The 23,002-nt window shown below is 55.0% G+C and carries 20 protein-coding genes and 1 tRNA gene; 15 read left to right on the forward strand and 6 right to left on the reverse strand.

All coding sequences use genetic code 11. The annotated features are described in order from the left end of the window. Positions 1-198: 198 nt before the first annotated feature. The 9 genes from ACQG11_RS01775 (at position 199) to yejF (ending at position 11,789) form a co-directional block, all read left to right on the forward strand. On the forward strand, positions 199-1,665 hold the full coding sequence (locus ACQG11_RS01775; RefSeq protein ID WP_426728130.1) for a mannitol dehydrogenase family protein: 1,467 nt from the start codon (positions 199-201) through the stop codon (positions 1,663-1,665). A 123-nt stretch (positions 1,666-1,788) separates the two neighbouring features. Beyond that, entirely contained in the window at positions 1,789-2,775 is a 987-nt protein-coding gene (locus tag ACQG11_RS01780; RefSeq protein ID WP_426728131.1) for a CobW family GTP-binding protein, read from the forward strand. Between the two features lie 33 nt (positions 2,776-2,808). Then, complete coding sequence (locus ACQG11_RS01785) at positions 2,809-3,513, forward strand: phosphatase PAP2 family protein (RefSeq protein WP_046619110.1); 705 nt, start codon at positions 2,809-2,811, stop codon at positions 3,511-3,513. Between the two features lie 424 nt (positions 3,514-3,937). After that, the gene (gene mepS / locus ACQG11_RS01790; protein ID WP_003859364.1) at positions 3,938-4,507 is read left to right on the forward strand and encodes a bifunctional murein DD-endopeptidase/murein LD-carboxypeptidase; all 570 of its coding nucleotides are present in this window, start codon (positions 3,938-3,940) and stop codon (positions 4,505-4,507) included. A 127-nt stretch (positions 4,508-4,634) separates the two neighbouring features. Further along, complete coding sequence (locus ACQG11_RS01795; RefSeq protein WP_063151840.1) at positions 4,635-6,188, forward strand: cyclic di-GMP phosphodiesterase; 1,554 nt, start codon at positions 4,635-4,637, stop codon at positions 6,186-6,188. A 75-nt stretch (positions 6,189-6,263) separates the two neighbouring features. After that, positions 6,264-8,069, forward strand: a complete 1,806-nt coding sequence (locus tag ACQG11_RS01800) for an extracellular solute-binding protein (RefSeq protein ID WP_038416428.1) — start codon at positions 6,264-6,266, stop codon at positions 8,067-8,069. A gap of 9 nt (positions 8,070-8,078) precedes the next feature. Then, entirely contained in the window at positions 8,079-9,173 is a 1,095-nt protein-coding gene (locus ACQG11_RS01805) for a microcin C ABC transporter permease YejB (protein ID WP_003859369.1), read from the forward strand. Continuing rightward, positions 9,173-10,198: a microcin C ABC transporter permease gene (locus ACQG11_RS01810; RefSeq protein ID WP_023306620.1), complete on the forward strand. Its 1,026-nt coding sequence runs from the start codon at positions 9,173-9,175 to the stop codon at positions 10,196-10,198. Before ACQG11_RS01805 ends, ACQG11_RS01810 begins: the two co-directional genes overlap by 1 nt. A gap of 1 nt (position 10,199) precedes the next feature. Beyond that, complete coding sequence (gene yejF, locus ACQG11_RS01815; protein ID WP_426728132.1) at positions 10,200-11,789, forward strand: microcin C ABC transporter ATP-binding protein YejF; 1,590 nt, start codon at positions 10,200-10,202, stop codon at positions 11,787-11,789. 3 nt (positions 11,790-11,792) lie between these two features. On the opposite strand, the gene ACQG11_RS01820 is transcribed toward yejF, so the two are convergent. The 3 genes from ACQG11_RS01820 to rsuA all read right to left on the reverse strand — a co-directional run bounded on the left by ACQG11_RS01820 (position 11,793) and on the right by rsuA (position 14,336). Continuing rightward, entirely contained in the window at positions 11,793-12,137 is a 345-nt protein-coding gene (locus ACQG11_RS01820; RefSeq protein WP_003859372.1) for a YejG family protein, read from the reverse strand. A 276-nt stretch (positions 12,138-12,413) separates the two neighbouring features. Continuing rightward, positions 12,414-13,613: a Bcr/CflA family multidrug efflux MFS transporter gene (locus ACQG11_RS01825; RefSeq protein ID WP_022648730.1), complete on the reverse strand. Its 1,200-nt coding sequence runs from the start codon at positions 13,611-13,613 to the stop codon at positions 12,414-12,416. A gap of 15 nt (positions 13,614-13,628) precedes the next feature. Beyond that, positions 13,629-14,336, reverse strand: a complete 708-nt coding sequence (rsuA, locus tag ACQG11_RS01830) for a 16S rRNA pseudouridine(516) synthase RsuA (RefSeq protein WP_022648731.1) — start codon at positions 14,334-14,336, stop codon at positions 13,629-13,631. A 151-nt stretch (positions 14,337-14,487) separates the two neighbouring features. On the opposite strand from rsuA, the gene ACQG11_RS01835 reads away from it, so the two are divergent. Then, positions 14,488-16,248: a DEAD/DEAH box helicase gene (locus tag ACQG11_RS01835; protein WP_022648732.1), complete on the forward strand. Its 1,761-nt coding sequence runs from the start codon at positions 14,488-14,490 to the stop codon at positions 16,246-16,248. Positions 16,249-16,373: 125 nt separating this feature from the next. Next, positions 16,374-16,658 (forward strand): 50S ribosomal protein L25, encoded by a 285-nt coding sequence (gene rplY, locus ACQG11_RS01840; RefSeq protein ID WP_022648733.1) that lies wholly within the window; start codon positions 16,374-16,376, stop codon positions 16,656-16,658. Positions 16,659-16,709: 51 nt separating this feature from the next. On the opposite strand, the gene yejK is transcribed toward rplY, so the two are convergent. Then, a complete protein-coding gene (gene yejK / locus ACQG11_RS01845; RefSeq protein ID WP_017693031.1) occupies positions 16,710-17,717 on the reverse strand; it encodes a nucleoid-associated protein YejK in 1,008 nt (335 codons plus the stop codon). 134 nt (positions 17,718-17,851) lie between these two features. Between yejK and ACQG11_RS01850 the strand changes: the two genes are divergently transcribed. From ACQG11_RS01850 to ACQG11_RS01860, 3 genes are all read left to right on the forward strand, one after another. After that, complete coding sequence (locus ACQG11_RS01850) at positions 17,852-18,079, forward strand: YejL family protein (protein ID WP_001135586.1); 228 nt, start codon at positions 17,852-17,854, stop codon at positions 18,077-18,079. Between the two features lie 19 nt (positions 18,080-18,098). After that, positions 18,099-19,859, forward strand: a complete 1,761-nt coding sequence (gene yejM, locus ACQG11_RS01855; RefSeq protein WP_022648735.1) for an LPS biosynthesis-modulating metalloenzyme YejM — start codon at positions 18,099-18,101, stop codon at positions 19,857-19,859. A 73-nt stretch (positions 19,860-19,932) separates the two neighbouring features. Beyond that, positions 19,933-20,009 (forward strand) — tRNA-Pro (locus ACQG11_RS01860). Between the two features lie 66 nt (positions 20,010-20,075). On the opposite strand, the gene ACQG11_RS01865 is transcribed toward ACQG11_RS01860, so the two are convergent. Then, positions 20,076-20,336 (reverse strand): DUF2534 family protein, encoded by a 261-nt coding sequence (locus tag ACQG11_RS01865; RefSeq protein ID WP_006811332.1) that lies wholly within the window; start codon positions 20,334-20,336, stop codon positions 20,076-20,078. Between the two features lie 202 nt (positions 20,337-20,538). Between ACQG11_RS01865 and eco the strand changes: the two genes are divergently transcribed. After that, complete coding sequence (eco, locus tag ACQG11_RS01870; RefSeq protein WP_395029021.1) at positions 20,539-21,048, forward strand: serine protease inhibitor ecotin; 510 nt, start codon at positions 20,539-20,541, stop codon at positions 21,046-21,048. Between the two features lie 134 nt (positions 21,049-21,182). Here eco and mqo read toward each other — a convergent pair whose 3' ends face one another. Then, positions 21,183-22,832 (reverse strand): malate dehydrogenase (quinone), encoded by a 1,650-nt coding sequence (gene mqo / locus ACQG11_RS01875; RefSeq protein WP_423397582.1) that lies wholly within the window; start codon positions 22,830-22,832, stop codon positions 21,183-21,185. Between the last annotated feature and the right edge of the window lie 170 nt (positions 22,833-23,002).

A 23,002-nucleotide genomic window follows, 5' to 3' on the forward strand; every position in this document is an offset into this window, starting at 1 on the left:
CCCTCTCAAGTTGTTATACCAATATGGATTACCTCAATGACGACTACCATACATGTTTAATCGAAGTGGTCAACACAGCGCGCGACATTGATTGATCAAACTCACATAACCGGGATATTTACGGCTTACCAATTTAATTTGTTGTCATATAACTTTACACTGGCATTGTTAATTAATGGTTAATCAGGTGTGTACTACATGAAGACTATTGCCTCCACCGCGCTTCCTGCTCATGTCCAGCAGCCCCGCTACGATCGCGAGCAGTTACGCTCCCGCATCGTCCATTTCGGCTTTGGCGCGTTCCACCGGGCGCATCAGGCGTTGTTAACAAACCGGGTGCTGAACGCCAAAGGAGGCGACTGGGGTATTTGTGAGATTAGCCTCTTTAGCGGCGATGTTCTCATGCGCCAGCTCCGCGCGCAGGATCATCTGTTTACCGTGCTGGAGAAAGGTGCCGAAGGCAATCAGCCCATTATTATCGGTGCGGTAAAAGAGTGCCTGAACGCAAAACTCGACTCGCTGGCAGCCATTATTGAGAAGTTCTGCGAACCGCAGGTGGCCATTGTCTCCCTCACCATTACCGAAAAAGGCTACTGCATCGATCCGGCGACGGGGAAACTGGATATGCACAACAGCCGCATTCTGCACGATCTTGAGCATCCGTCTGAGCCGCATTCCGCGCCGGGTATTCTGGTCGAAGCGCTTCATCGCCGCCGCGAGCGCAGCCTGCCAGCGTTTACCGTGCTCTCCTGCGACAATATTCCCGACAACGGCCACGTGGTGAAAAATGCCGTTCTCGGCATGGCCGGAAAGCGATCCGCAGAGCTGGCCGGATGGATCGAGGCGCACGTGAGCTTCCCTGGCACCATGGTCGACCGAATCGTGCCCGCCGCCACTGACGCCTCACTCGCGGAAATCACCCAGGAACTTGGCGTTGAAGATCCCTGCGCCATCAGCTGTGAACCGTTCATTCAGTGGGTAGTGGAAGATAACTTTGTCGCCGGGCGTCCGGAATGGGAGGTTGCAGGCGTACAGATGGTTGAGGATGTCCTGCCCTGGGAGCAGATGAAGCTGCGGATGCTGAACGGCAGCCACTCCTTCCTGGCGTATCTGGGCTACCTTGCCGGCTACGCGCACATAAATGAATGTATGCAGGACGACAGCTTCCGCGAGGCTGCCCGCAGGCTGATGCTGAATGAGCAGGCCCCTACGCTGCCCATCACCAACGTCGATCTGACAGCCTATGCTGACAGCCTGCTTGACCGCTTCGCCAACCCGGCGCTACAGCACCGCACCTGGCAAATCGCTATGGACGGCAGTCAGAAGCTGCCTCAGCGCATGCTGGATGGGATCCGCATGCATCTTGAGCGTAACACCGCCTGGCCATTACTGGCGCTGGGCGTCGCAGGCTGGATGCGCTACGTCAGCGGGACGGACGACCAGGGCAACGCCATTGACGTGCGCGATCCGCTGAGCGACAAGTTTCAGGCCATTGTCGCTACCAGCAGTGACGCAGAACGCGTTAGCGCCCTGCAGAGGCTAAAAGAAATCTTTGGCGACGACCTGCCGCAAAACCCTGTCTTTGTCGAGGCAATCACCGGCGCGTACCAGCGCCTCGTCCGGCTCGGCGCGCGTCAGGCCGTTATCGAAACGTTAAAAATTTAGCGATTATTGCGTTTAAGGCGAACGGTTTTACGCTCCGTTCGCCCTCCCTCTTCTCAATGCCCGATTTTTTCGTCAGGATGATAGATAGTTGTTACTACATCACAATTATTTATCGGAGCGCACGTGACCAAAACCAACCTGATCACCGGTTTTCTCGGCAGCGGTAAAACTACGTCCATTCTGCATTTGCTGGCCAATAAAGATCCGGCGGAAAAGTGGGCCGTGCTGGTCAACGAATTTGGCGAAGTGGGGATCGACGGCGCGTTGCTCGCCGACAGCGGCGCGATGGTGAAAGAGATCCCGGGCGGGTGTATGTGCTGCGTGAATGGTCTGCCGATGCAGGTCGGGCTGAATACGCTGCTGCGTCAGGGCAAGCCTGACCGTCTGCTGATTGAACCCACTGGGCTGGGTCATCCGAAGCAAATTCTTGATTTACTGACCGCCCCGGTCTACGAGCCGTGGCTTGAGCTGCGTGCGACGCTTTGCCTGCTCGACCCCCGCCAGCTGCTGGATGAAAAAGCGATCAATAACGACAATTTCCGCGACCAGCTCGCCTCGGCAGACATCATCGTGGCGAATAAATCCGATCGCGCGACGGCTGAGAGTCAGGCCGCGTTCAATGCCTGGTGGCAGCAGGCTGGCGGTGGACGTCAGTATGTGCAGACCACCCAGGGCAACATTGATGGCGCCCTGCTCGATCTTCCCCGCCTCAACCAGACGCAACTGCCTGCCAGCGCAGAGCATTCGCATAGCCACGGCGCGAAGCAAGGTCTGGCTGCGCTGAGCCTGCCCGAACATCAGCGCTGGCGTCGAAATCTGAACAGCGGCCAGGGACACCAGGCCTGCGGCTGGATCTTCGATGCCGATACGGTTTTCGACACCATTGGTATACTGGAATGGGCGAGACTGGCGCCGGTTGAGCGGGTGAAAGGGATCATGCGCACTCCGGATGGTCTGGTGCGCATTAACCGTCAGGGCGAGGATTTCTTTATAGAAACCCAGAACGTCGCGCCACCCGACAGCCGGATAGAGTTAATTAGTGCGGTTAATACCAACTGGAATGCCCTCCAGTCAAGCCTGTTGAAGCTTCGTTTAAGTTTAGGCGGCTAACGTTGCCCCTGATTTCACACATTGCTGAAGACTATGACGACTCGACTTCCTGCTATTTTATTGCTCAACGCTGCCGGTCTGGCGCTCTTTTTCTCCTGGTATATCCCGGCGGATCACGGTTTCTGGTTCCCGCTGGATTCCGGGCTGTTCCACTTCTTTAACCAGGCGCTGGCGAAGAGTGAAGCCTTCCTGTGGCTGGTGGCGATCACCAACAACCGCGCGTTTGACGGCTGTTCGCTGCTGGCAATGGGCTGTCTGATGCTCTCCTTCTGGCTGAAGGAAGACAAAACGGGTCGTCGCCGTATTCTGATTATCGGCCTGGTCATGCTGCTGGCAGCCGTGATTATCAACCAGCTGGCGCAGCATCTGATGCCGGTTAAACGCGCCAGTCCGTCGCTCTCTTTCCCGAATATTAACCGCGTCAGCGAGCTGCTTCATATTCCAACCAAAGACGCGTCGAAGGACAGCTTCCCGGGCGACCATGGTATGATGCTGCTGATTTTTGCTGGCTTCATGCTGCGCTATTTCGGTAAAAAAGCCTTCGCCATCGCCCTGGTTATTGTGGTGGTATTTGCATTCCCGCGGGTGATGATTGGCGCTCACTGGCTGACAGATATCGCCGTAGGCTCTCTTACGGCGGTGTTAATTGGTTTACCCTGGGTGCTGATGACTCCCCTGAGCGATCGCGTAATAGGTATTTTTGATCGCTATCTTCCCGGCAAATTTAAACAAGTCTGAAACAAATAAATAACGCTAATTAACACCATTCATCAGGGATCGTTTTCGATCCCTGAGTCACTTCTTTCCGGCATCATTCAGCGCTGTCATCATTCCGTCATACAATTCGTGATAAAAATGAAGCAATTGCAGGGATTACCGGTATGAATGGCGGCATTTTGAGCAATTCCGCGCTGTAACGTTGTGTATCACATTTTCTTATAAAAAAACGGTCTTTTTTGCTCGCAATGCCCTTTGCAATCGGTTAACCTCGAACTCGTTTTGCCCCATTGAGATAATTATTATCGTGGTGAATAATTTTGTGCGTTGTGCCACAGATTTCACCATAAAGAATTGTCTCATTGTGAACAGATAATTAGTCTCGTCACGGTTGGCATTTTTATAACGATATTTTCGTTAAGGACTTCAAGGGAAAACAAACAAAATGGTCAAATCTCAACCAATTTTGAGATATATCTTGCGGGGGATCCCGGCGATTGCAGTGGCGGTTCTGCTTTCGGCATGTAGTACGACGAACACCGCGAAGAATATGCATCCTGAGACGCGTGTTGTGGGAATGGAAGATTCCTCTTCACTGCAAGCCTCTCAGGATGAATTTGAAAATATGGTACGTAATCTCGACGTTAAGTCGCGTATTATGGATCAGTATGCTGACTGGAAAGGCGTGCGTTACCGCCTGGGCGGCAGCACCAAGAAAGGCATCGATTGCTCCGCATTCGTACAGCGTACTTTCCGTGAGCAGTTTGGGTTAGACCTTCCGCGTTCTACTTATGAACAGCAGGAAATGGGCAAGTCCATTTCGCGCACTAAACTGCGTACGGGCGATTTAGTCCTGTTCAGAGCAGGTTCAACCGGTCGACACGTTGGCATCTATATCGGTAACGATCAGTTTGTCCATGCTTCCACCAGCAGTGGTGTGACGATTTCCAGCATGAACGAACCTTACTGGAAGAAGCGCTACAACGAAGCTCGCCGCGTTCTGAGCCGTAGTTAATATTGCTGTCGTATCGTTGGTTATCCCTTGGCTGGCGATACGATTAAAAAAGCACTGCTCCGGCAGTGTTTTTTTTTGCCCGTTACACTGATAGACATCCAGCGTCATTTCAGGAATCACGACATCTATGTTTACCCGCTACTTCTCCAGCAACCGCAAGATACTGTTTCTCAGTATTCTGACGGGGTTGTTTACCGCCCTGCTTCTGAGTGCGTTACAGTTTTACTGGAGTTATCACAAGCGAGAAGTCAGGTACGATACCCTCATTACGGATTTAAGCGTCTACATGGAGAGCTTTTTCGACGAGCTTAAAACCTCTATTGATACGCTCCAGCCGCTCACGCTGAACAGCTGTGAAGAGGTCAGTGCGGCGCTCACCTCACGCGCGGCCTTCAGTATTAACGTGCGCGCCTTTTTGCTGGTCCGGGATAAACAGGCCTTCTGCTCTTCGGCAACAGGTCCGATGAATACCCCAATGGAAACGCTTATCCCTCAGCTACACATCAGCAAACCTGTTGATATCGCGCTCCTGCCGGGTACGCCCATGCTGCCGGATAAACCCGCGATCGCTATCTGGTATCGCAATCCGCTGGTAAAAGACGGCGGCGTATTTACCTCCGTGAACATCAACCTGACGCCTTACCTTCTTTATACGTCACGTCAGGATGAATTTTCCGGAATATCGATCGTCATTGGCGACTCCGCGTTATCCACCCAGTCCGGAATGCTGGTTCAGGCGCGGGATTTGCCTGAGGTCCCTGCCCGCACCGCCACGCTGAAAAATATTCCTCTGACCGTTAACGTTTATGCGCAAGCGTGGAAGACCGATGAACTGCTCTACGCCGTGTTCTTCGGCCTGGTCTGCGGTATTGCGGCAGGTCTGCTGAATTTCTATATTCTCACTATCCGTCTTAATCCCGGGAAAGAGATCCTTACGGCCATCAAGCACGACCAGTTCTACGTGGTCTATCAGCCCGTCGTGGATGCGCAATCGCTCAGAATGACCGGGCTGGAAGTCCTGATGCGCTGGAAGCACCCGGTGATGGGCGAAATTCCACCGGATGCCTTTATTAATTTTGCTGAAGCGCAGAAGCTGATTGTCCCGCTGACGCTGCATCTTTTTGACCTGATTATCCGCGATGCCCCTGTACTGCAAACGGTGCTCCCGCCTGGGGCCAAGTTTGGGATCAACATCGCACCCGGTCATCTGCATGCGGAAAGCTTTAAGGAGGATATGCGCGCGTTTGCCGCTGCCCTTCCGCCCGATCACTTCCAGATTGTGCTGGAAATAACCGAGCGCGACATGATCAACCACCGCGAGGCAAATCAGCTGTTTGAATGGCTGCACAATGAAGGTTTTGAAATCGCCATCGATGATTTTGGCACCGGCCACAGCGCGCTGATCTATCTGGAACGCTTCACGATGGATTACCTGAAAATTGACCGTGGCTTCGTGAATGCCATCGGGACTGAAACCGTTACCTCGCCAGTGCTGGACGCGGTGCTGACGCTGGCAGAACGCCTGAATATGTTAACCGTCGCCGAGGGTGTTGAAACGCCCGAGCAGGCGGCGTGGCTGCGCGAGCATGGCGTGAACTATCTTCAGGGCTACTGGATCGGCCGACCAATGCCGCTGGAGCAGTTCAGGACGTGGCAACCCGACATCACGCTCGGGGAATAATTTCACAATCACGGCGCTGTCCCTTATTATTCTCCTCAACCGAGCCTGCCTGTGAACAAAGGGATCCGCCGCACTATGATTATGCGCGTTGTATTGATGCTGTTGGCGCTGGTGAGCCTGTCGAGCCAGGCGCAGACCATCAAAGAGAGCACGGCCTTTGCCGTCATTGGCGAGCCGAAGTATGCGGTCAACTTTACTCACTACGATTATGTGAACCCCGCCGCCCCGAAAGGCGGGAACGTGACGCTTTCCGCGACCGGAACGTTTGACAACTTTAACCGCTTCGCCCTGCGCGGCGTGGCGGCAGCGCGTACCGAATCCCTCTATGACACGCTGTTCGTCACCTCCGACGACGAGCCCGGCAGCTATTATCCCCTGGTCGCTGAGAACGTGCGTTACGCCGATGATTTTAGCTGGGCAGAAATCGCGATTAATCCGCGGGCGCGTTTTCACGACGGTACGCCGGTTAGCGCCCGCGATGTGGCGTTCACCTTTCATAAATTTATGACCGAAGGCGTGCCGCAGTTTCGTCTGGTGTACAAGGGCACCACGGTGAAAGCCATCGCCCCGCTGACCGTGCGAATCGAACTCCCTGAGCCAAACAAAGAGAATATGCTGAGCCTGTTCTCCCTGCCCGTCATGCCCGAATCATTCTGGAAAAACCATAAGCTGAGCGATCCCCTCTCTTCCCCGCCGCTGGCCGGAGGACCGTATCGCATTACCGACTGGCGAATGGGCCAGTACGTGATCTATTCCCGCGTGAAAGATTACTGGGCAGCCACGCTGCCGGTAAACCGGGGCCGCTGGAACTTCGATACAATCCGCTACGACTACTACCTGGATGATAACGTGGCCTTCGAGGCGTTTAAGGCAGGCGCATTTGATTTACGTGTCGAGAACAGCGCCAAAAACTGGGCGACCCGGTATATCGGAAAAAATTTCGCGAAAGGCTATATCGTTAAAGACGAACATAAAAACGAATCCGCGCAGGACACGCGCTGGCTGGCGTTTAATATTCAGCGCCCGGTTTTTTCCGATCGTCGGGTGCGTGAAGCTATTACCCTGGCGTTTGATTTCGAATGGATGAACAAAGCGCTGTTTTACGGAGCCTACAGCCGGGCGAACAGCTATTTCCAGAATACTGAATATGCCGCCCGTGATTATCCCCACGCGGACGAGCTGGTTTTGCTGGCGCCAATGAAAGCGGAGCTCCCGCCGGAAGTGTTCACCCGCCTATTTGAACCGCCAAAATCCGACGGAAACGGGTTCGACCGGGACAACCTGCTGAAAGCCAGCAAACTGCTGGATGACGCTGGCTGGGTGTTGAAAAATCGGCTACGAGTAAATGTTAAAACTGGTAAGCCGCTCAGCTTCGAACTGCTGATTGCCTCCGGCGCAAACGATCAGTGGGTGCTGCCGTTTAAGAAGAACCTTGCCCGTCTTGGGGTGACCATGAATATCCGCCAGGTCGATATTGCCCAGCTGACCAACCGCAAGCGCAGTCGCGATTACGATATGATGCAAACCCTGTGGGCTGCCCAGCCGTGGCCGAGTTCAGACCTGCAAATCTCCTGGGCATCGGGGTATATCGACTCCTCCTACAACGCTCCGGGGGTAAAGAGTCCGGTGATTGATGCGCTGATCGCGAAAATCGTTGCCGCTCAGGGCGATAAAGAGAAACTTCTGCCGCTCGGGCGCGCGCTTGACCGGGTGTTAACCTGGAACTATTACATGCTGCCGATGTGGTACATGGGTGAAGATCGCGTGGCCCGCTGGGACAAATTCTCCCTGCCCGCCGTTCGCCCGGTTTATACGCTTGGTTTTGATACGTGGTGGTATGACGTGAATAAAGCCGCAAAACTGCCCGCAGCGCGGCGTTGAGGAGTGACGATGGGCGCTTATCTTATCCGCAGGCTGCTGCTGGTTATCCCGACGCTATGGGCCATCATTACCATTAACTTTTTTATCGTGCAGATTGCCCCCGGCGGCCCGGTGGACCAGGCGATTGCGGCCATAGAATTTGGTCACGCTGGCGGCATGCCGGGCGGCGGCGGTGAAGGAATGGGGGCCAGCCATGCCCGGACGGGCGTGGGCAATATCAGCGAAAGCCACTACCGGGGCGGTCGGGGACTGGATCCGGAGGTGATCGCCGAGATCACCCATCGCTATGGTTTTGACAAGCCGCTGCACGAGCGTTATTTCAGGATGCTCTGGGATTATGTCCGTTTCGATTTTGGCGACAGCCTGTTTCGCAGCGCCTCGGTGCTAACCCTGATCAAGCAAAGCCTGCCGGTTTCCATCACGCTCGGACTGTGGGGGACGCTGATTATTTATCTGGTTTCCATTCCGCTGGGGATCCGCAAAGCGGTCTACAACGGTAGCCGTTTTGATATCTGGAGCAGCACGTTCATTATCATCGGCTACGCTATCCCGGCGTTTCTGTTTGCCGTGCTGCTGATTGTCTTTTTCGCTGGCGGCAGTTATTTCGACCTCTTCCCGCTGCGCGGGCTGGTCTCTGCGGATTTCAGCACGCTGCCGTGGTATCAGAAAATCACCGATTACTTCTGGCACATCACGCTTCCGGTGCTGGCGACGGTTATCGGCGGTTTTGCGGCGCTTACGATGCTGACCAAAAATGCCTTTCTTGATGAGATCCGCAAACAGTACGTCGTCACCGCGCGCGCCAAAGGCGTCGGTGAAAAGCAGATTATGTGGAAGCACGTTTTTCGTAACGCCATGCTGCTGGTGATTGCCGGTTTTCCCGCCACGTTCATCAGTATGTTTTTTACCGGCTCTCTGCTGATAGAAGTGATGTTCTCTCTCAACGGTTTAGGGCTGCTCGGCTATGAGGCCACCGTCTCCCGTGATTACCCGGTGATGTTTGGCACACTGTACATTTTCACCCTGATCGGCCTGCTGCTGAATATCATCAGCGATATCAGCTATACGCTGGTCGATCCCCGTATCGATTTTGAGGGCCGCTGATGTTGCGTTTAAGCCCCGTCAATCAGGCCCGCTGGGCGCGCTTTCGCCACAACCGTCGCGGCTACTGGTCGCTGTGGATCTTCGCCGTCCTGTTTGCCTTAAGTCTGTGTTCCGAACTGATTGCCAACGATAAACCCCTGCTGGTGCATTTCAAAGATCGCTGGTACGTGCCGGTGCTTACTACCTATAGCGAAAGCGATTTTGGCGGTCCGTTTGCGACGCCAGCCGAGTATCAGGATCCCTGGTTACGTGAACAGATCGCGCAGCACGGCTGGGCGCTTTGGGCACCGATTCGTTTTGGCGCGAACAGTATTAACTACGCCACGTCCACCCCCTTCCCTTCCCCGCCTTCCTCGCAGAACTGGCTGGGAACGGACGCCAACGGCGGCGATGTGCTGGCGCGCATCCTCTATGGCACCCGCATCTCGCTCCTGTTTGGGCTGCTTCTGACGCTCTTTAGCAGCGTGATGGGCGTCGTGGCGGGCGCCATGCAGGGCTATTACGGTGGAAAAATCGATTTGTGGGGGCAGCGCGTAATTGAAGTCTGGTCCGGTATGCCGACGCTGTTTCTGATTATCCTGCTGTCCAGCGTAGTACAGCCTGGCTTCTGGTGGCTGTTAGGCATCACCGTCCTGTTCGGCTGGATGGCACTGGTCGGCGTGGTGCGCGCGGAGTTTCTGCGCACGCGAAATTACGATTATATTCGCGCCGCGCAGGCATTAGGCGTGAGCGATCGCGCAATTATCTTCCGTCACATGCTTCCCAATGCGGTGGTGGCGACCCTCACCTTCCTGCCGTTTATTTTGTGTAGCTCCATTACCACCCTGACGTCGCTTGATTTTCTTGGTTTCGGTTTGCCGCTGGGCTCACCGTCTCTTGGCGAACTGCTGTTGCAGGGCAAAAACAACCTCCAGGCCCCCTGGCTGGGCATCGCCGCATTCCTCTCCGTGGCTGTGCTGCTTTCCCTGCTGATTTTTATTGGCGAAGCCGTGCGCGATGCCTTCGATCCCAACAAGGCGGTATGACATGACCCGGCCTCTTCTGAGCATAGAAAATCTGTCGATTGCGTTTTCAAAGCAGGGCGAATCTCGCCCGGTGGTGACGGATTTATCGTTGCAGATCCAGCGCGGAGAGACGCTGGCGCTGGTCGGGGAATCCGGCTCCGGTAAGAGCGTTTCGGCACTGTCGGTGCTGCGCCTGCTCCCTTCCCCGCCGGTCAGCTATCCGCACGGGGATATTCTGTTCCATGGACAATCCCTGCTGAACGCTGATGAGCAAACCCTGCGCGGCATTCGTGGCAATAAGATTGCCATGATTTTTCAGGAGCCGATGGTGTCGCTCAATCCATTGCATACGCTGGAAAAACAGCTCTATGAAGTGCTGTCACTTCATCGGGGAATGCGTAAAGAGGCAGCGCGGGGGGAAATTCTGGACTGCCTTGAACGCACCGGCATTCGTAATGCGGCGAAACGGCTGAACGATTTCCCGCATCAGCTTTCCGGCGGCGAGCGCCAGCGCGTGATGATCGCGATGGCGCTGCTGACGCGCCCCGAACTGTTGATTGCGGATGAACCCACCACCGCGCTGGACGTCACGGTGCAGGCGCAAATTCTGCAACTGCTGCGTGAACTGCGCGACGAGCTGAACATGAGCCTGCTGTTTATTACCCACAACCTGAGCATCGTGAAAAAGCTCGCTGACGCGGTGGCCGTGATGCAAAACGGCCGCTGCGTCGAACAGAACAGGGCAACTGCCCTGCTGAGCGCGCCTCAGCACCCGTATACACAGCGCCTGCTCGATAGCGAACCCTCTGGCGACCCGGTTCCGCTTAACGCTGACAGCGCACCGTTGCTGAAGGTTGAGGACCTGTCGGTGTCATTCCCGATCCGCAAAGGCATTTTGCGTCGCGTGGTCGATCACAATCATGTTCTGAAAAACATGAGCTTCTCTCTGCGTCCGGGCGAGTCGCTTGGGCTTGTGGGCGAATCCGGTTCGGGCAAAAGCACCACCGGCCTGGCGCTGCTGCGCCTGATCGCCTCGCAGGGAAGCATTCTCTTTGACGGCATGCCGCTGCAAAACCTGAGCCGCCGCCAAATGCTGCCCGTCCGCCCGCGGATGCAGGTGGTCTTTCAGGATCCGAACTCTTCGCTGAACCCGCGGCTGAGCGTATTGCAGATTATTGAAGAGGGCCTGCGCGTTCATCAGCCCGCGCTGACGGCACAACAGCGTGAAATCGACGTGAAGCGGGTGATGGCGGAAGTGGGTTTAGATCCCGATACCCGGCACCGGTATCCGGCTGAGTTTTCCGGCGGACAGCGGCAGCGTATAGCGATTGCCCGCGCGCTGATCCTGAAACCGGAGCTGATCGTGCTGGACGAGCCTACCTCTTCACTGGACCGCACCGTGCAGGCGCAAATTCTGGCGCTGCTGAAGGGGCTACAGGAAAAGCATCGGCTGGCCTATATCTTTATCAGCCACGATTTACAGGTGGTGCGTGCGCTTTGCCATCAGGTGGTGGTATTGCGGCAGGGAGAAGTCGTTGAGCAGGGAGAGTGCCAGCGCGTATTCACTGCGCCTGCGCAGGATTATACGCGCCAGCTATTGTCCGCCGACTAGCACTCAGAAAGGATATTGACCGGAGAACGGTTCGGCAATCGCCACGCCGAAGTTTTTCAGACGGCAGGTCGCAGCAAATTCATCCTGGCTGTTAACAAACAGGCACGGCTCACCTTCGCATTCCAGCACGGAGCTGTCTACTTCGATGTCCGTCAGCGCCTGGCTGAGACGTTCCATAACCGGCCACGCATTTTCATCGCTCGGACTAAGCAGCTTGAGCGCCACCAGACAATTATCCTCCCCGGCAACGCTTTGCGGAATCGGTTCAACTTTCGAACCTGCAAAACCCGTCGACCAGCGATAGCTCTGGGGCAAGCGATGGACAATGGAGAGTTGTAATGTATTCACGTTCAGATCCCCGGAAGCAAATTTACTTCACAATTTATTTACATTTATAGTAACACATCATCGCCAACCTGCACTGTTTAGCGGATTTTATAGGCGTTGCAGGCTCGCGTCGGCGCTATATGTACCCGTTTCTGCGATCTAACTCAACCTTTTTAAATACAATGATGTGACTTTTTACATAAATAGATTTTACATAAAAGAAACAAACACCGGGTAAACGAACCGAGGGTTGGTTGATATGGGTCAACAAAAAGGCCCGTTTCGGGCCTTAAGTGCTCATTTATGCGCCGTCTTACGGGGCCGGCTGGCGTAAAGATAGAAGAGGATGGAGCAAGTCGCGCAGAGGGCAATCGCCCACAGCATCGGCCAGGCAGTATTAAACGTCGCCATTGAGAGCAGCGCCCCGACAATCGCGCCAATCCCGAACCGGAACGTCCCTGCCAGCGACGAGGCGGTGCCCGCCATATGCGGGAATTCGTCGAGGATCACCGCCATCGCGTTGGATGAGACCATCGAAACGCAGCCAACAAACGCCGCCACGCCCACCACCAGCGCCCAAAAACCGACGCCCAGCAACGCGCTCAATACCAGCCAGATAGCCATCACGAACTGGATCCACAGCCCGGCGCGGAACATATTCAGCGCCCCGACCCGCCGGACAAAGCGGCTGTTGATAATGGTCATCACAAACAGGAACACGATATTCAGCGCGAAGTAGTAACCAAAGTGCTGGGGTGACACATGGTTCAGTTCGATGTACACAAACGGCCCCGCGCTCAGGAACGAAAACATCCCGGCAAAGCTAAAGCCGCTGGCCAGCATATAGCTCAGCACGCGCTTATGGCGAAACAGCGAGGCAAAGTTGCCAAGCGTGGTGCGGACGTGAAACTTCTGACGGCGCTCGACCGGCAGCGTTTCATCGATAAAGACGAAGATCATCACCGAGGCCAGCAGCGCGGCAATCGCCAGGATCCAGAAAATCGCATGCCAGCTGAACCACACCAGCACCGCCCCGCCTACCATGGGGGCGACCAGCGGCGCAATGGTTGTGACCAGCATGACGAACGACATCATGCGTGAGAACTCTTCCTTCGGGTAGATGTCGCGCATCAGCGCGTTAATCACCACGCTTGCCGCAGCCGCAGCCAGGCCATGGAAGAAACGCATCACGATCAGCTGATCGATACTCTGCGCCAGCGCGCAGGCCACCGCCGCCGCGGCAAATATCAACGTCCCGCCCAGAATAACGGGTTTGCGCCCCAGGCTGTCTGCCATTGGGCCATAAAAGAGCTGGCCGAGCGCAAAACCAAGAATGTAGGTGCTGAGCGTCATCTGTGCGCTGCCTGCCGGTACGCCAAACTGCGCGGAAATCACTGGCAGCGCGGGCAGATACATATCGATAGACAGCGGCATCAGCATGGCCAACAGGCCAAGGATAAATACGATTTTAAACGACGAGTGTGGCCTGGTGGTCACAGGGTTCTCCTGAATTTAGCGTGAAAGCAGCCCGACGCTGGCAATCTCTTCTTCCGTCAGCGGGCGATATTCCCCTGGCGCCAGGTCTGGATCGAGTTCAATCGCGCCGATACGTTCACGATGCAGCCCCACAACGTGGTTGCCCACGGCGGCAAACATCCGTTTCACCTGGTGGTAACGGCCTTCACTGATGGTCAGACGGACGTCCGTTGGGGTAATGACTTCCAGCACCGCCGGTTTGGTCAGATCTTTTTCATTATGTAGCTGAACGCCTTTCGCGAATTGCTCTGCCGTGTCATCCGAGACCGGCGACTCAAGTGTCACCCGATAGGTTTTCTCACAGTGATGGCGCGGGGAGGTGATGCGGTGCGACCACTGACCGTCATCGGTCATCAGCACCAGGCCGGTGGTATCAATATCCAGTCGCCCTGCCGCATGCAGCTTGTGCGCCACAGGTTCGTCGAGGAAGTAGAGCACCGTCGGGTGATCCGGATCGTCCGTTGAACAGACGTAACCTTCCGGTTTGTTGAGCATGAAGTAGCGCGGGCCATTCTGCTGGGTCAGCGGGTTGCCGTCATACTCCACCTGGTGGTCAGGCTGGAGTTTAAAAGCGCTGTCTTTCACAATGTCGCCGTCCACGGTTACGCGGCTGGCGCGAATTTCACGCCCGGCAATAGCGCGGCTTACGCCGAGTTGCTGAGCGATAAACTTATCAAGTCGCATGAAATCTTTTTAGCCTTAATGGTGCTGGAAGTCGGACTACGCGTCCGAAAAAGAAGCAGTCAGAAACAGTTCAGTATAATGGTCTGGTTGCGCCACTCAAGGGAAAAAGTTTCGTGGCATACTATATGCGAGTTAACTGAATAGAGAAGCCATGACGTTCACACTACGCCCCTATCAGCAAGAAGCCGTTGATGCCACCCTCGCCTGGTTTCGCAAGCACCGGGAACCCGCCGCCATCGTGCTCCCGACCGGAGCCGGTAAAAGCCTGGTGATTGCCGAACTGGCGCGCCTGGCTCGCGGGCGCGTGCTGGTGCTGGCGCACGTAAAAGAGCTGGTGGCGCAAAACCACGCCAAATATTGCGCGCTCGGCCTGGAGGCCGATATTTTTGCCGCCGGGCTGAAGCGCAAAGAGAGCCACGGGAAAGTGGTGTTTGGCAGCGTACAGTCCGTTGCGCGCAACCTGGACCTGTTTCGCAGCGAGTTTTCCCTGCTGATTGTCGATGAGTGTCACCGCATCAGCGATGACGACGACAGCCAGTATCAGCAAATCCTCACTCATCTGAGAGAGGTGAACCCTCACTTACGCCTGCTTGGCCTGACCGCCACGCCATTTCGTCTGGGCAAGGGCTGGATTTATCAGTTTCATTATCACGGCATGGTGCGTGGCGATGAAAAGGCCCTGTTCCGCGACTGTATCTATGAGCTTCCGCTGCGCTACATGATCAAGCATGGCTATCTGACGCCACCGGAGCGGCTGGATATGCCGGTCGTGCAGTACGATTTCAGCCGCTTACAGGCGCAGAGCAACGGGCTGTTCAGCGAGGCGGATCTTAACCATGAGCTGAAAAAACAGAAGCGGATCACGCCGCATATCATCAGCCAGATTGAAGAGTTTGCGCAAACGCGCAAAGGGGTGATGATTTTTGCTGCTACCGTCGAACACGCGCGTGAAATCACGGGGCTTCTGCCCACCAACGACGCGGCGTTAATTACCGGTGAAACCCCCGGGCCGGAGCGCGACAGCCTGATTGAGGCTTTCAAAGCCCAGCAGTTCCGCTACCTGGTGAATGTCTCCGTATTAACCACCGGGTTTGACGCACCGCACGTTGACCTAATTGCGATTCTTCGCCCGACCGAATCCGTCAGCCTGTACCAGCAGATTGTCGGCCGTGGCCTGCGCCTGGCACCGGGCAAAACCGACTGTCTGATCCTCGATTATGCCGGTAATCCGCACGATCTCTACTCCCCGGAAGTGGGCACGCCAAAAGGCAAGAGCGACAACGTGCCGGTACAGGTGTTTTGTCCGGCCTGCGGGTTTGCCAACACTTTCTGGGGCAAAACTACCGCCGACGGCACGCTGATCGAACATTTTGGCCGCCGCTGTCAGGGCTGGTTTGAAGACGATGAAGGCCATCGCGAACAGTGTGATTTCCGCTTCCGCTTCAAAAACTGCCCGCAGTGCAACGCCGAGAACGATATCGCTGCCCGCCGCTGTCGGGAGTGTGACACGGTGTTGGTCGACCCGGATGACATGCTGAAAGCGGCGCTGAAACTGAAAGATGCGCTGGTGCTGCGCTGTTCCGGCATGGTCTTACAGCCCGGTGCGGATGAAAAAGGCGAGTGGCTAAAGATTACCTATTACGACGAGGACGGCGCAGACGTCAGCGAGCGGTTCAGGGTCCAGACGCCCGCCCAGCGCACCGCGTTCGAACAGCTCTTTATCCGCCCGCATACCCGCACGCCCGGCGTGCCGCTGCGCTGGATAACCGTTGCCGATATCGTGCGCCAGCAGGCGCTGCTGCGCCATCCTGATTTTGTTGTCGCCCGTAAAAAAGGGCAGTTCTGGCAGGTGCGTGAGAAGGTCTTTGACTATGAAGGACGCTTTCGCCGGGCAAACGAATTGCGCGGTTAACGGGACTTTTCGTTGATGCGCGAGCCATTTGAGTATAAAATGCCGCCCGCTTCACATCCGTGAGGCAGAACACTCACCTGCTGCTGGGTCGCCTGTAGCAGGGTTTTAAATACAGAGAGAAATCAATGTTCACTATCGAAGCAGAAGTACGTAACGTGCAGGGTAAGGGTGCGAGCCGCCGCCTGCGTAACGCTAACAAGTTCCCGGCTATCGTTTACGGTGGCGAAGCTGCTCCAGTTGCAATCGAACTGGATCACGACAAAGTGTGGAACATGCAGAACAAAGCTGAATTCTACAGCGAAGTTCTGACCATCGTTGTTGGCGGTAAAGAAGAAAAAGTGAAAGTTCAGGCTGTTCAGCGTCACCCGTTCAAGCCAAAACTGTCTCACATCGACTTCGTTCGCGCGTAATCGCAAACCTGTCGAGAAAAACCCCGCTTCTGCGGGGTTTTTTTATGGCCGCTACTTACCGCCTGAGGTGCGACGCTGGAGCTGATCGCGCAGATTCGGCGGCGTGCCTTTAATGGTCAGCGTGTCGGTCGCCGGATCCCAGAAGATACGTTCCCCGAGCAGCATGGCATCAAAGTTAATGGTTAACCCACCGCCGCTACCGGCAAATTTCGTCAGCTGACGGAGCGTACTGCGATCCGCCGGGAAGCTCTCTTCCAGCTCATAGCCTTTTTCCGCGGTAAATTCCTGGAAGCTGACTTCGCTGACGCCCGCCAGCTCTTTGGACAGCGACTCCAGCTCAATCTCTTCCCCGGCCTGTAACTGCTCGTTACAGTAGCTGTAAACCTGCTGACGCACGGTCTGACGCTCAGATTTATCCAGCTGCGCCTCAGCGGTAAAGTCATCCACCGCCTGGAGCAGACCTTTGTTCTGCGCTTTGGCGTTCAGCCCTTCACTGGCACCGAGGAAGTCCATAAAGAAATCGGCCACTTTGCGGCCCACGCGGCCTTTAAGGAAGGTCAGGTAGCGCGTCGATTCCGGATTGGTTTCCCATTCGGTTAAATCAATACGCGCCACAATATCCGCATGGTTGATATCCAGATAGTGCGTTGAGCTGATATCCAACTGCTCGTTCACACGCATGCTGCTTAAATTATTCAGCACGGTGACCAGCAGATACTCTACCGCCAGATAGCGGTAGTGGCAGAACAGGACGATACCGCCATCGGCGAAGGGATATTTCGCCAGTTCGTCACGAAGACGGCCGGTTGCAGCGCGGCTGAATGCCAGGAAATCCTCTTCGCCCTGACGTTGCAGGCGCAGGCTATCCGCCAGCTCGCTCTCTTCGCTGAACAAGCCATAGGCTTTATTTTTCGCGCTGTAGACGCGATGCAACTCCGCCATCATCTCGACAACGGTAGGCGTTGGTTCCAGTAACGAATCGCGTAGCACCACTTCAAGGGTTTGCTCATCACGCTTGATAAGCTGGTGCAAGGCAATCTGGTTGATTTCCAGACTCATGATAAACTCTCCTTTTAGACCGGGCGGTATTCAACCACCACCAACGCATGTGTGCAACAGAAGATAAAAAAGGGGAAAAAAAGCTGTTGCTACGGTAATATGTCGCCCTTCTCTCAACAAACTGATTTTGATTTATGCCACAACATTCCCGCTACAGTGACGAACACGTTGAACAACTGCTCAGTGAGCTGGTCAACGTACTGGAAAAACATAAAACGCCAACCGATCTCTCCCTGATGGTTTTGGGAAATATGGTTACCAACCTGATCAATACCAGCGTTGCTCCGGCTCAGCGTCAGGCGATCGCCAAATCTTTCGCCCAGGCTTTGCAGTCATCCGTTAGCGACGACCAGGCACACTAAGGGAAACGAACAACAGTTTATGGTGACGAATCGTCAGCGCTACCGTGAAAAAGTCTCCCAGATGGTCAGCTGGGGGCACTGGTTTGCCCTGTTCAACATTCTGTTGGCGATGGTGCTCGGCTGCCGTTATCTGTTTGTGGCGGACTGGCCAACCACGTTAACCGGGCGTATCTACTCGTGGATGAGCCTTGTTGGTCACTTTAGCTTTCTGGTCTTCGCCACCTATCTGCTGATCCTGTTCCCACTGACGTTTATCGTCATGTCGCAGCGGCTGATGCGCTTCCTGTCCGCCATTCTTGCGACGGCGGGCATGACGCTGTTGCTTATCGACAGCGAAGTTTTTACCCGGTTCCACCTGCACCTGAATCCTGTCGTCTGGGAGCTGGTGATTAACCCGGATCAGAACGAGACCGCCCGCGACTGGCAGCTGATGTTTATCAGCGTGCCGATTATCCTGCTGATCGAAATGTTGTTCGCGACGTGGAGCTGGCAAAAGCTCCGCAGCCTGACCCGACGCCGACATTATGCGAAGCCCGTCGCGGCGCTCTTTTTCGCCTCATTTATCGGTTCGCACCTGATGTATATCTGGGCAGATGCGAACTTCTACCGCCCTATTACCATGCAGCGCGCGAATCTGCCGCTCTCCTATCCGATGACGGCACGTCGTTTCCTTGAAAAACACGGTCTGCTGGACGCGCAGGAGTATCAGCGTCGTCTGGTCGAACAGGGTAATCCGGAAGCGGTCAGCGTGCAGTATCCCCTGAGCGATCTGAAATATCGCGACATGGGGCGCGGTCAGAACGTGCTGCTGATTACCGTCGATGGCCTGAACTATTCTCGCTATGAGAAGCAAATGCCTGCCCTGGCTGAATTCGCTGAGAACAACATCGTATTCACTCAGCATATGAGTTCCGGTAATTCGACCGACGCGGGTATTTTCGGTCTGTTCTACGGTATTTCACCGAGCTATATGGACGGCGTGCTGTCGGCCCGTATTCCGGCTGCATTGATTACCGGGCTTAATCAGCAGGGCTACCAGCTGGGGCTGTTCGCCTCTGATGGTTTCAACAGCTCGCTGTACCGCCAGGCGCTGCTGTCTGATTTCTCACTGCCAGCCGCGCAGAGCCAGTCTGACGATCGGACTGCTGACCAGTGGATAGACTGGCTGAAGCGCTATGCACAGGAAGATAACCGCTGGTTCTCCTGGGTTGCGTTTAACGGCACAAATCTTGATGACAGCAATCAGAAAGGCTTCGCGCGCCGCTATAGCCGTGCGGCGGGTGATGTCGATGCGCAGATCGCTCGCGTGCTGACCGCCCTGCGCGACGCGGGCAAGCTGGACAATACGGTCGTCATTATCACGGCGGGGCATGGCGTGCCGCTCGGCGACGAAGCGAAGGGCATGGACTGGTCGCGCCCGAACCTGCATGTCCCGCTGGTGATCCACTGGCCGGGCACTCCCGCGCAACGCATCAATATGCTGACCGACCATAAAGACGTCATGACCACATTAATGCAGCGGCTGCTGCACGTTAGCACGCCGGCAATTGAATACTCGCAGGGACAAGACCTCTTTAGCGCCACGCGGCGTCATAACTGGGTCACGGCTGCTGGCGAAAACACGCTGGTGGTGACCACGCCGACGCTGTCCCTTGTGCTGAACAGCAACGGCAATTACCAGACGTACAGCCTCGAAGGTGAGAAGCTGAAAGACCAGAAACCGCAGCTCAGCTTGCTGTTGCAGGTGCTGACAGACGAGAAGCGCTTTATCGCTAACTGATTATTTATGAATCAGTTAGCGTTGCTTCCCCCTTGCAATCAAAAAGGAATCGAGTAGTATTCCTTTTATGCGTCGGCACGTAGCGCAGCCTGGTAGCGCACCGTCATGGGGTGTCGGGGGTCGGAGGTTCAAATCCTCTCGTGCCGACCAAAACTACACAAAAAAACCAGCCGCTTATGGCTGGTTTTTTATTGCCTGTCTTCGCATGCACAATGCTTAGTGCTTCTCACGCCCACCGAGAAAAAAAATCCCCAGCGGAATCGCCAGCAGGACGGTGAACACCAGACTGTAAACAAAGATCATCGCTGATTGCAGGACAAACATGCTGGTTGTCCACGCAGAGAGCGGGATGTTGTACTGCTCGATCACGCCGACAATGGTTGCTCGCCCCACGCATGCAGCAGCAATCATAAACACAACCAGTAACGCCAGCAGGAACTTGCGGCCTTCAGGTGTCTTCAGTTTTTCCCGTACCATCTCTTCTCCCTTTACAGATGAATAACAATAATTAACGCGTAAAATAACACGATCTCTGCACTGACTCCACCACAGCATTAAACACCAATAAAAGAGCATAAAAGCAGTGCTTTACTCCGTTTAAAATGAAAATGTGAGTAAATTACGCCAACCATTCACATACATTATGTTAGTCTTTCCGGGATCGTTTTAACAAAAAGGAATGACAGTGAAAAACGCACCTAAATTTGCCATCGCCCTTATCGCCGCTGCGTGCGCGAGCACCAGCGCTTTCGCCAGCGAAACCCCAAAAGAGCAGCCGCTGGAAAAAGTTGCCCCGTATCCGCAAGCGGACAAAGGGATGAAGCGCCAGGTTATTCAGCTCCCGGCTCAGCAGAATGAAGGGAATTTCAAAGTCGAGCTGTTAATCGGCCAGACGCTGGAAGTGGACTGCAACCAGCATCGTCTGGGCGGCCAACTGGAAAGCAAAACACTGGAAGGCTGGGGTTATGACTACTATGTCTTCGACAAAGTAACCTCGCCAGTCTCCACCATGATGGCGTGCCCGGACGGCAAGAAAGAGAAGAAATTTATCACCGCCTATCTGGGTGATAACAGTCTGCTGCGCTATAACAGCAAGCTGCCGATTGTCGTTTATACGCCGGAAAACGTGGATGTGAAATATCGCGTATGGAAGGCGGATGAGACGGTAGGACAAGCAGTAATTCGTTAAAAATAAGTCGGGTGGCGCTCACGCTTACCCGACCTGGAAAGGGTGCGTTCTGGTGCCCTCACCCCAACCCTCTCCCGGTGGGAGAGGGAGAAAACACGAAAAACGGTAACGGATGTTACCGTTTTGCGTTTAGCTTACAGCGCGATATCCGCCACCGGCTTGCTTTCCGCCTGCGGCTTCAGCTCTGCCTTCGGCGCAGCATCCGCAGCCTGCGGTTTGACGTATTGCAGTTGCAGAACGCGGCTGGTGTATTCCAGCTCTTGTTCCGTGGCGTCAACGTTACCGTTCAGCTTCGTACCGTAGGATGGAATAATGGTTTTCAGCTTCGCCTGCCATTCCGGGCTGGATACTTTGTCCTTAAACACTTTTTCCATCAGGTGTAGCATGATTGGCGCAGCGGTAGACGCCCCCGGGGATGCTCCCAGCAGCGCGGCAATAGTGCCATCCTTATCGCTTACTACTTCGGTACCCAGACGCAGCACGCCGCCCTCTTTCGGATCGCGTTTGATGATCTGCACGCGCTGACCCGCCTGCCACAGACGCCAGTCTTCTTTCTTCGCCTGCGGATAGTACTCTTTCAGCGCCTCGAAGCGTTCTTCATCAGAGAGCATCACCTGGCTAATCAGGTATTTCACCAGATCGAAGTTATCCAGCCCCACGTCCATCATTGGCTTGACGTTTGACGTCGTGGTCGCGCTCAGCAGATCCCAAAGGGAACCGTTTTTCAGGAACTTGGTAGAGAATGTAGCGAACGGCCCGAACAGCACTACGCGCTTACCGTCCAGCATACGGGTGTCGATATGGGGAACGGACATCGGTGGCGCACCAACAGAAGCCTGACCGTACACTTTAGCCAGATGACGGTTAACCACTTCAGGGTTTTCCGACACCAGGAACTGGCCGCCAACCGGGAAGCCGGCGTAGTCGTCCGCTTCCGAAATACCGGACTCCTGCAACAGTTTCAGCGCCGCGCCGCCAGCACCGATAAACACGAACTTCGCCTTAATCACATGCTCGGCTTCGTTGTTTTTCAGATCGGCAACGGTCACGCTCCAGCTGTTATCCGCGTTGCGCTTGAAACCACGCACTTCGGAGCTGAGTTGCAGGTTAAAGTTCTCTTTTTTCTTCAGAGAGGCCACCAGCTGACGGGTGATTTCACCGTAGTTAACGTCAGTACCAATTTCAGTGCGGGTCGCCGCCACTTTCTGGTTCGGATCGCGGCCTTCCATAACCAGCGGCGCCCACTCTTTGATTTGAGCGTGATCTTCAGAGTATTTCATCCCGCGGAACAGCGTGCTCTGTTGCAGGGCAGCGTAGCGCGCACGCAGGAAGTTGACGTTTTGATCGCCCCACACAAAGCTCATGTGCGGTACGGTGTTGATGAAGGAGTGCGGATTGTGCAACACACCGCTGTTCACCTGGTGAGACCAGAACTGACGTGAGATCTGGAACGCTTCGTTGATCTCTACCGCCTTCTCGATACTAATGGAACCGTCCTTTTTCTGCGGCGTATAGTTCAGTTCCATAAGTGCCGAGTGCCCCGTCCCGGCGTTATTCCAGCCGTTAGAGCTTTCCTGCGCCACGCCATCAAGGCGCTCGACCATGGTCATGGACCAGTTCGGCTCTAATTCCTGAAGATATGTGCCCAGCGTGGCGCTCATGATGCCGCCACCAATTAAAAGGACATCCGTTTCCTGCTCTTTTGGTGCGTCAGCCTTCGCCGCCAGCGAGACGGCGTTCAGCCCCACGGCCAGAGAAAAGAGCACGGCAGTCATTTTTTTCATCATTTATGCCTTAGTTGAATAGTGCTTGATGCGTAGAAATTACAGGTGAAACACGCTGCGGTGGCACGGTAGCAACTTTTAAATATTGTTTAAAGGTTACGAAATTATTGTAATTGTGAAATTTAATGATGGATTGTTTGTAGGGTTTTGGCATACAGGCTGGCACCCGA

This window comes from Enterobacter cloacae complex sp. 372C4, assembly GCF_050030615.1.
GTDB classification, from domain to species: domain Bacteria; phylum Pseudomonadota; class Gammaproteobacteria; order Enterobacterales; family Enterobacteriaceae; genus Enterobacter; species Enterobacter intestinihominis.

Bases quoted from the DNA above. Each gene is read 5' to 3' on its own strand.
- ACQG11_RS01810 (WP_023306620.1), top strand. From the start codon at position 9,173: ATGTTGCGTTTAAGCCCCGTCAATCAGGCCCGCTGGGCGCGCTTTCGC.
- ACQG11_RS01775 (WP_426728130.1), top strand. From the start codon at position 199: ATGAAGACTATTGCCTCCACCGCGCTTCCTGCTCATGTCCAGCAGCCC.
- yejF (WP_426728132.1), top strand. From the start codon at position 10,200: ATGACCCGGCCTCTTCTGAGCATAGAAAATCTGTCGATTGCGTTTTCA.
- rplY (WP_022648733.1), top strand. From the start codon at position 16,374: ATGTTCACTATCGAAGCAGAAGTACGTAACGTGCAGGGTAAGGGTGCG.
- yejK (WP_017693031.1), bottom strand. From the start codon at position 17,717: ATGAGTCTGGAAATCAACCAGATTGCCTTGCACCAGCTTATCAAGCGT.
- mepS (WP_003859364.1), top strand. From the start codon at position 3,938: ATGGTCAAATCTCAACCAATTTTGAGATATATCTTGCGGGGGATCCCG.
- ACQG11_RS01865 (WP_006811332.1), bottom strand. From the start codon at position 20,336: ATGGTACGGGAAAAACTGAAGACACCTGAAGGCCGCAAGTTCCTGCTG.
- mqo (WP_423397582.1), bottom strand. From the start codon at position 22,832: ATGAAAAAAATGACTGCCGTGCTCTTTTCTCTGGCCGTGGGGCTGAAC.
- ACQG11_RS01795 (WP_063151840.1), top strand. From the start codon at position 4,635: ATGTTTACCCGCTACTTCTCCAGCAACCGCAAGATACTGTTTCTCAGT.
- eco (WP_395029021.1), top strand. From the start codon at position 20,539: ATGACAGTGAAAAACGCACCTAAATTTGCCATCGCCCTTATCGCCGCT.
- rsuA (WP_022648731.1), bottom strand. From the start codon at position 14,336: ATGCGACTTGATAAGTTTATCGCTCAGCAACTCGGCGTAAGCCGCGCT.
- ACQG11_RS01800 (WP_038416428.1), top strand. From the start codon at position 6,264: ATGATTATGCGCGTTGTATTGATGCTGTTGGCGCTGGTGAGCCTGTCG.
- ACQG11_RS01805 (WP_003859369.1), top strand. From the start codon at position 8,079: ATGGGCGCTTATCTTATCCGCAGGCTGCTGCTGGTTATCCCGACGCTA.
- ACQG11_RS01850 (WP_001135586.1), top strand. From the start codon at position 17,852: ATGCCACAACATTCCCGCTACAGTGACGAACACGTTGAACAACTGCTC.
- yejM (WP_022648735.1), top strand. From the start codon at position 18,099: ATGGTGACGAATCGTCAGCGCTACCGTGAAAAAGTCTCCCAGATGGTC.
- ACQG11_RS01785 (WP_046619110.1), top strand. From the start codon at position 2,809: ATGACGACTCGACTTCCTGCTATTTTATTGCTCAACGCTGCCGGTCTG.
- ACQG11_RS01835 (WP_022648732.1), top strand. From the start codon at position 14,488: ATGACGTTCACACTACGCCCCTATCAGCAAGAAGCCGTTGATGCCACC.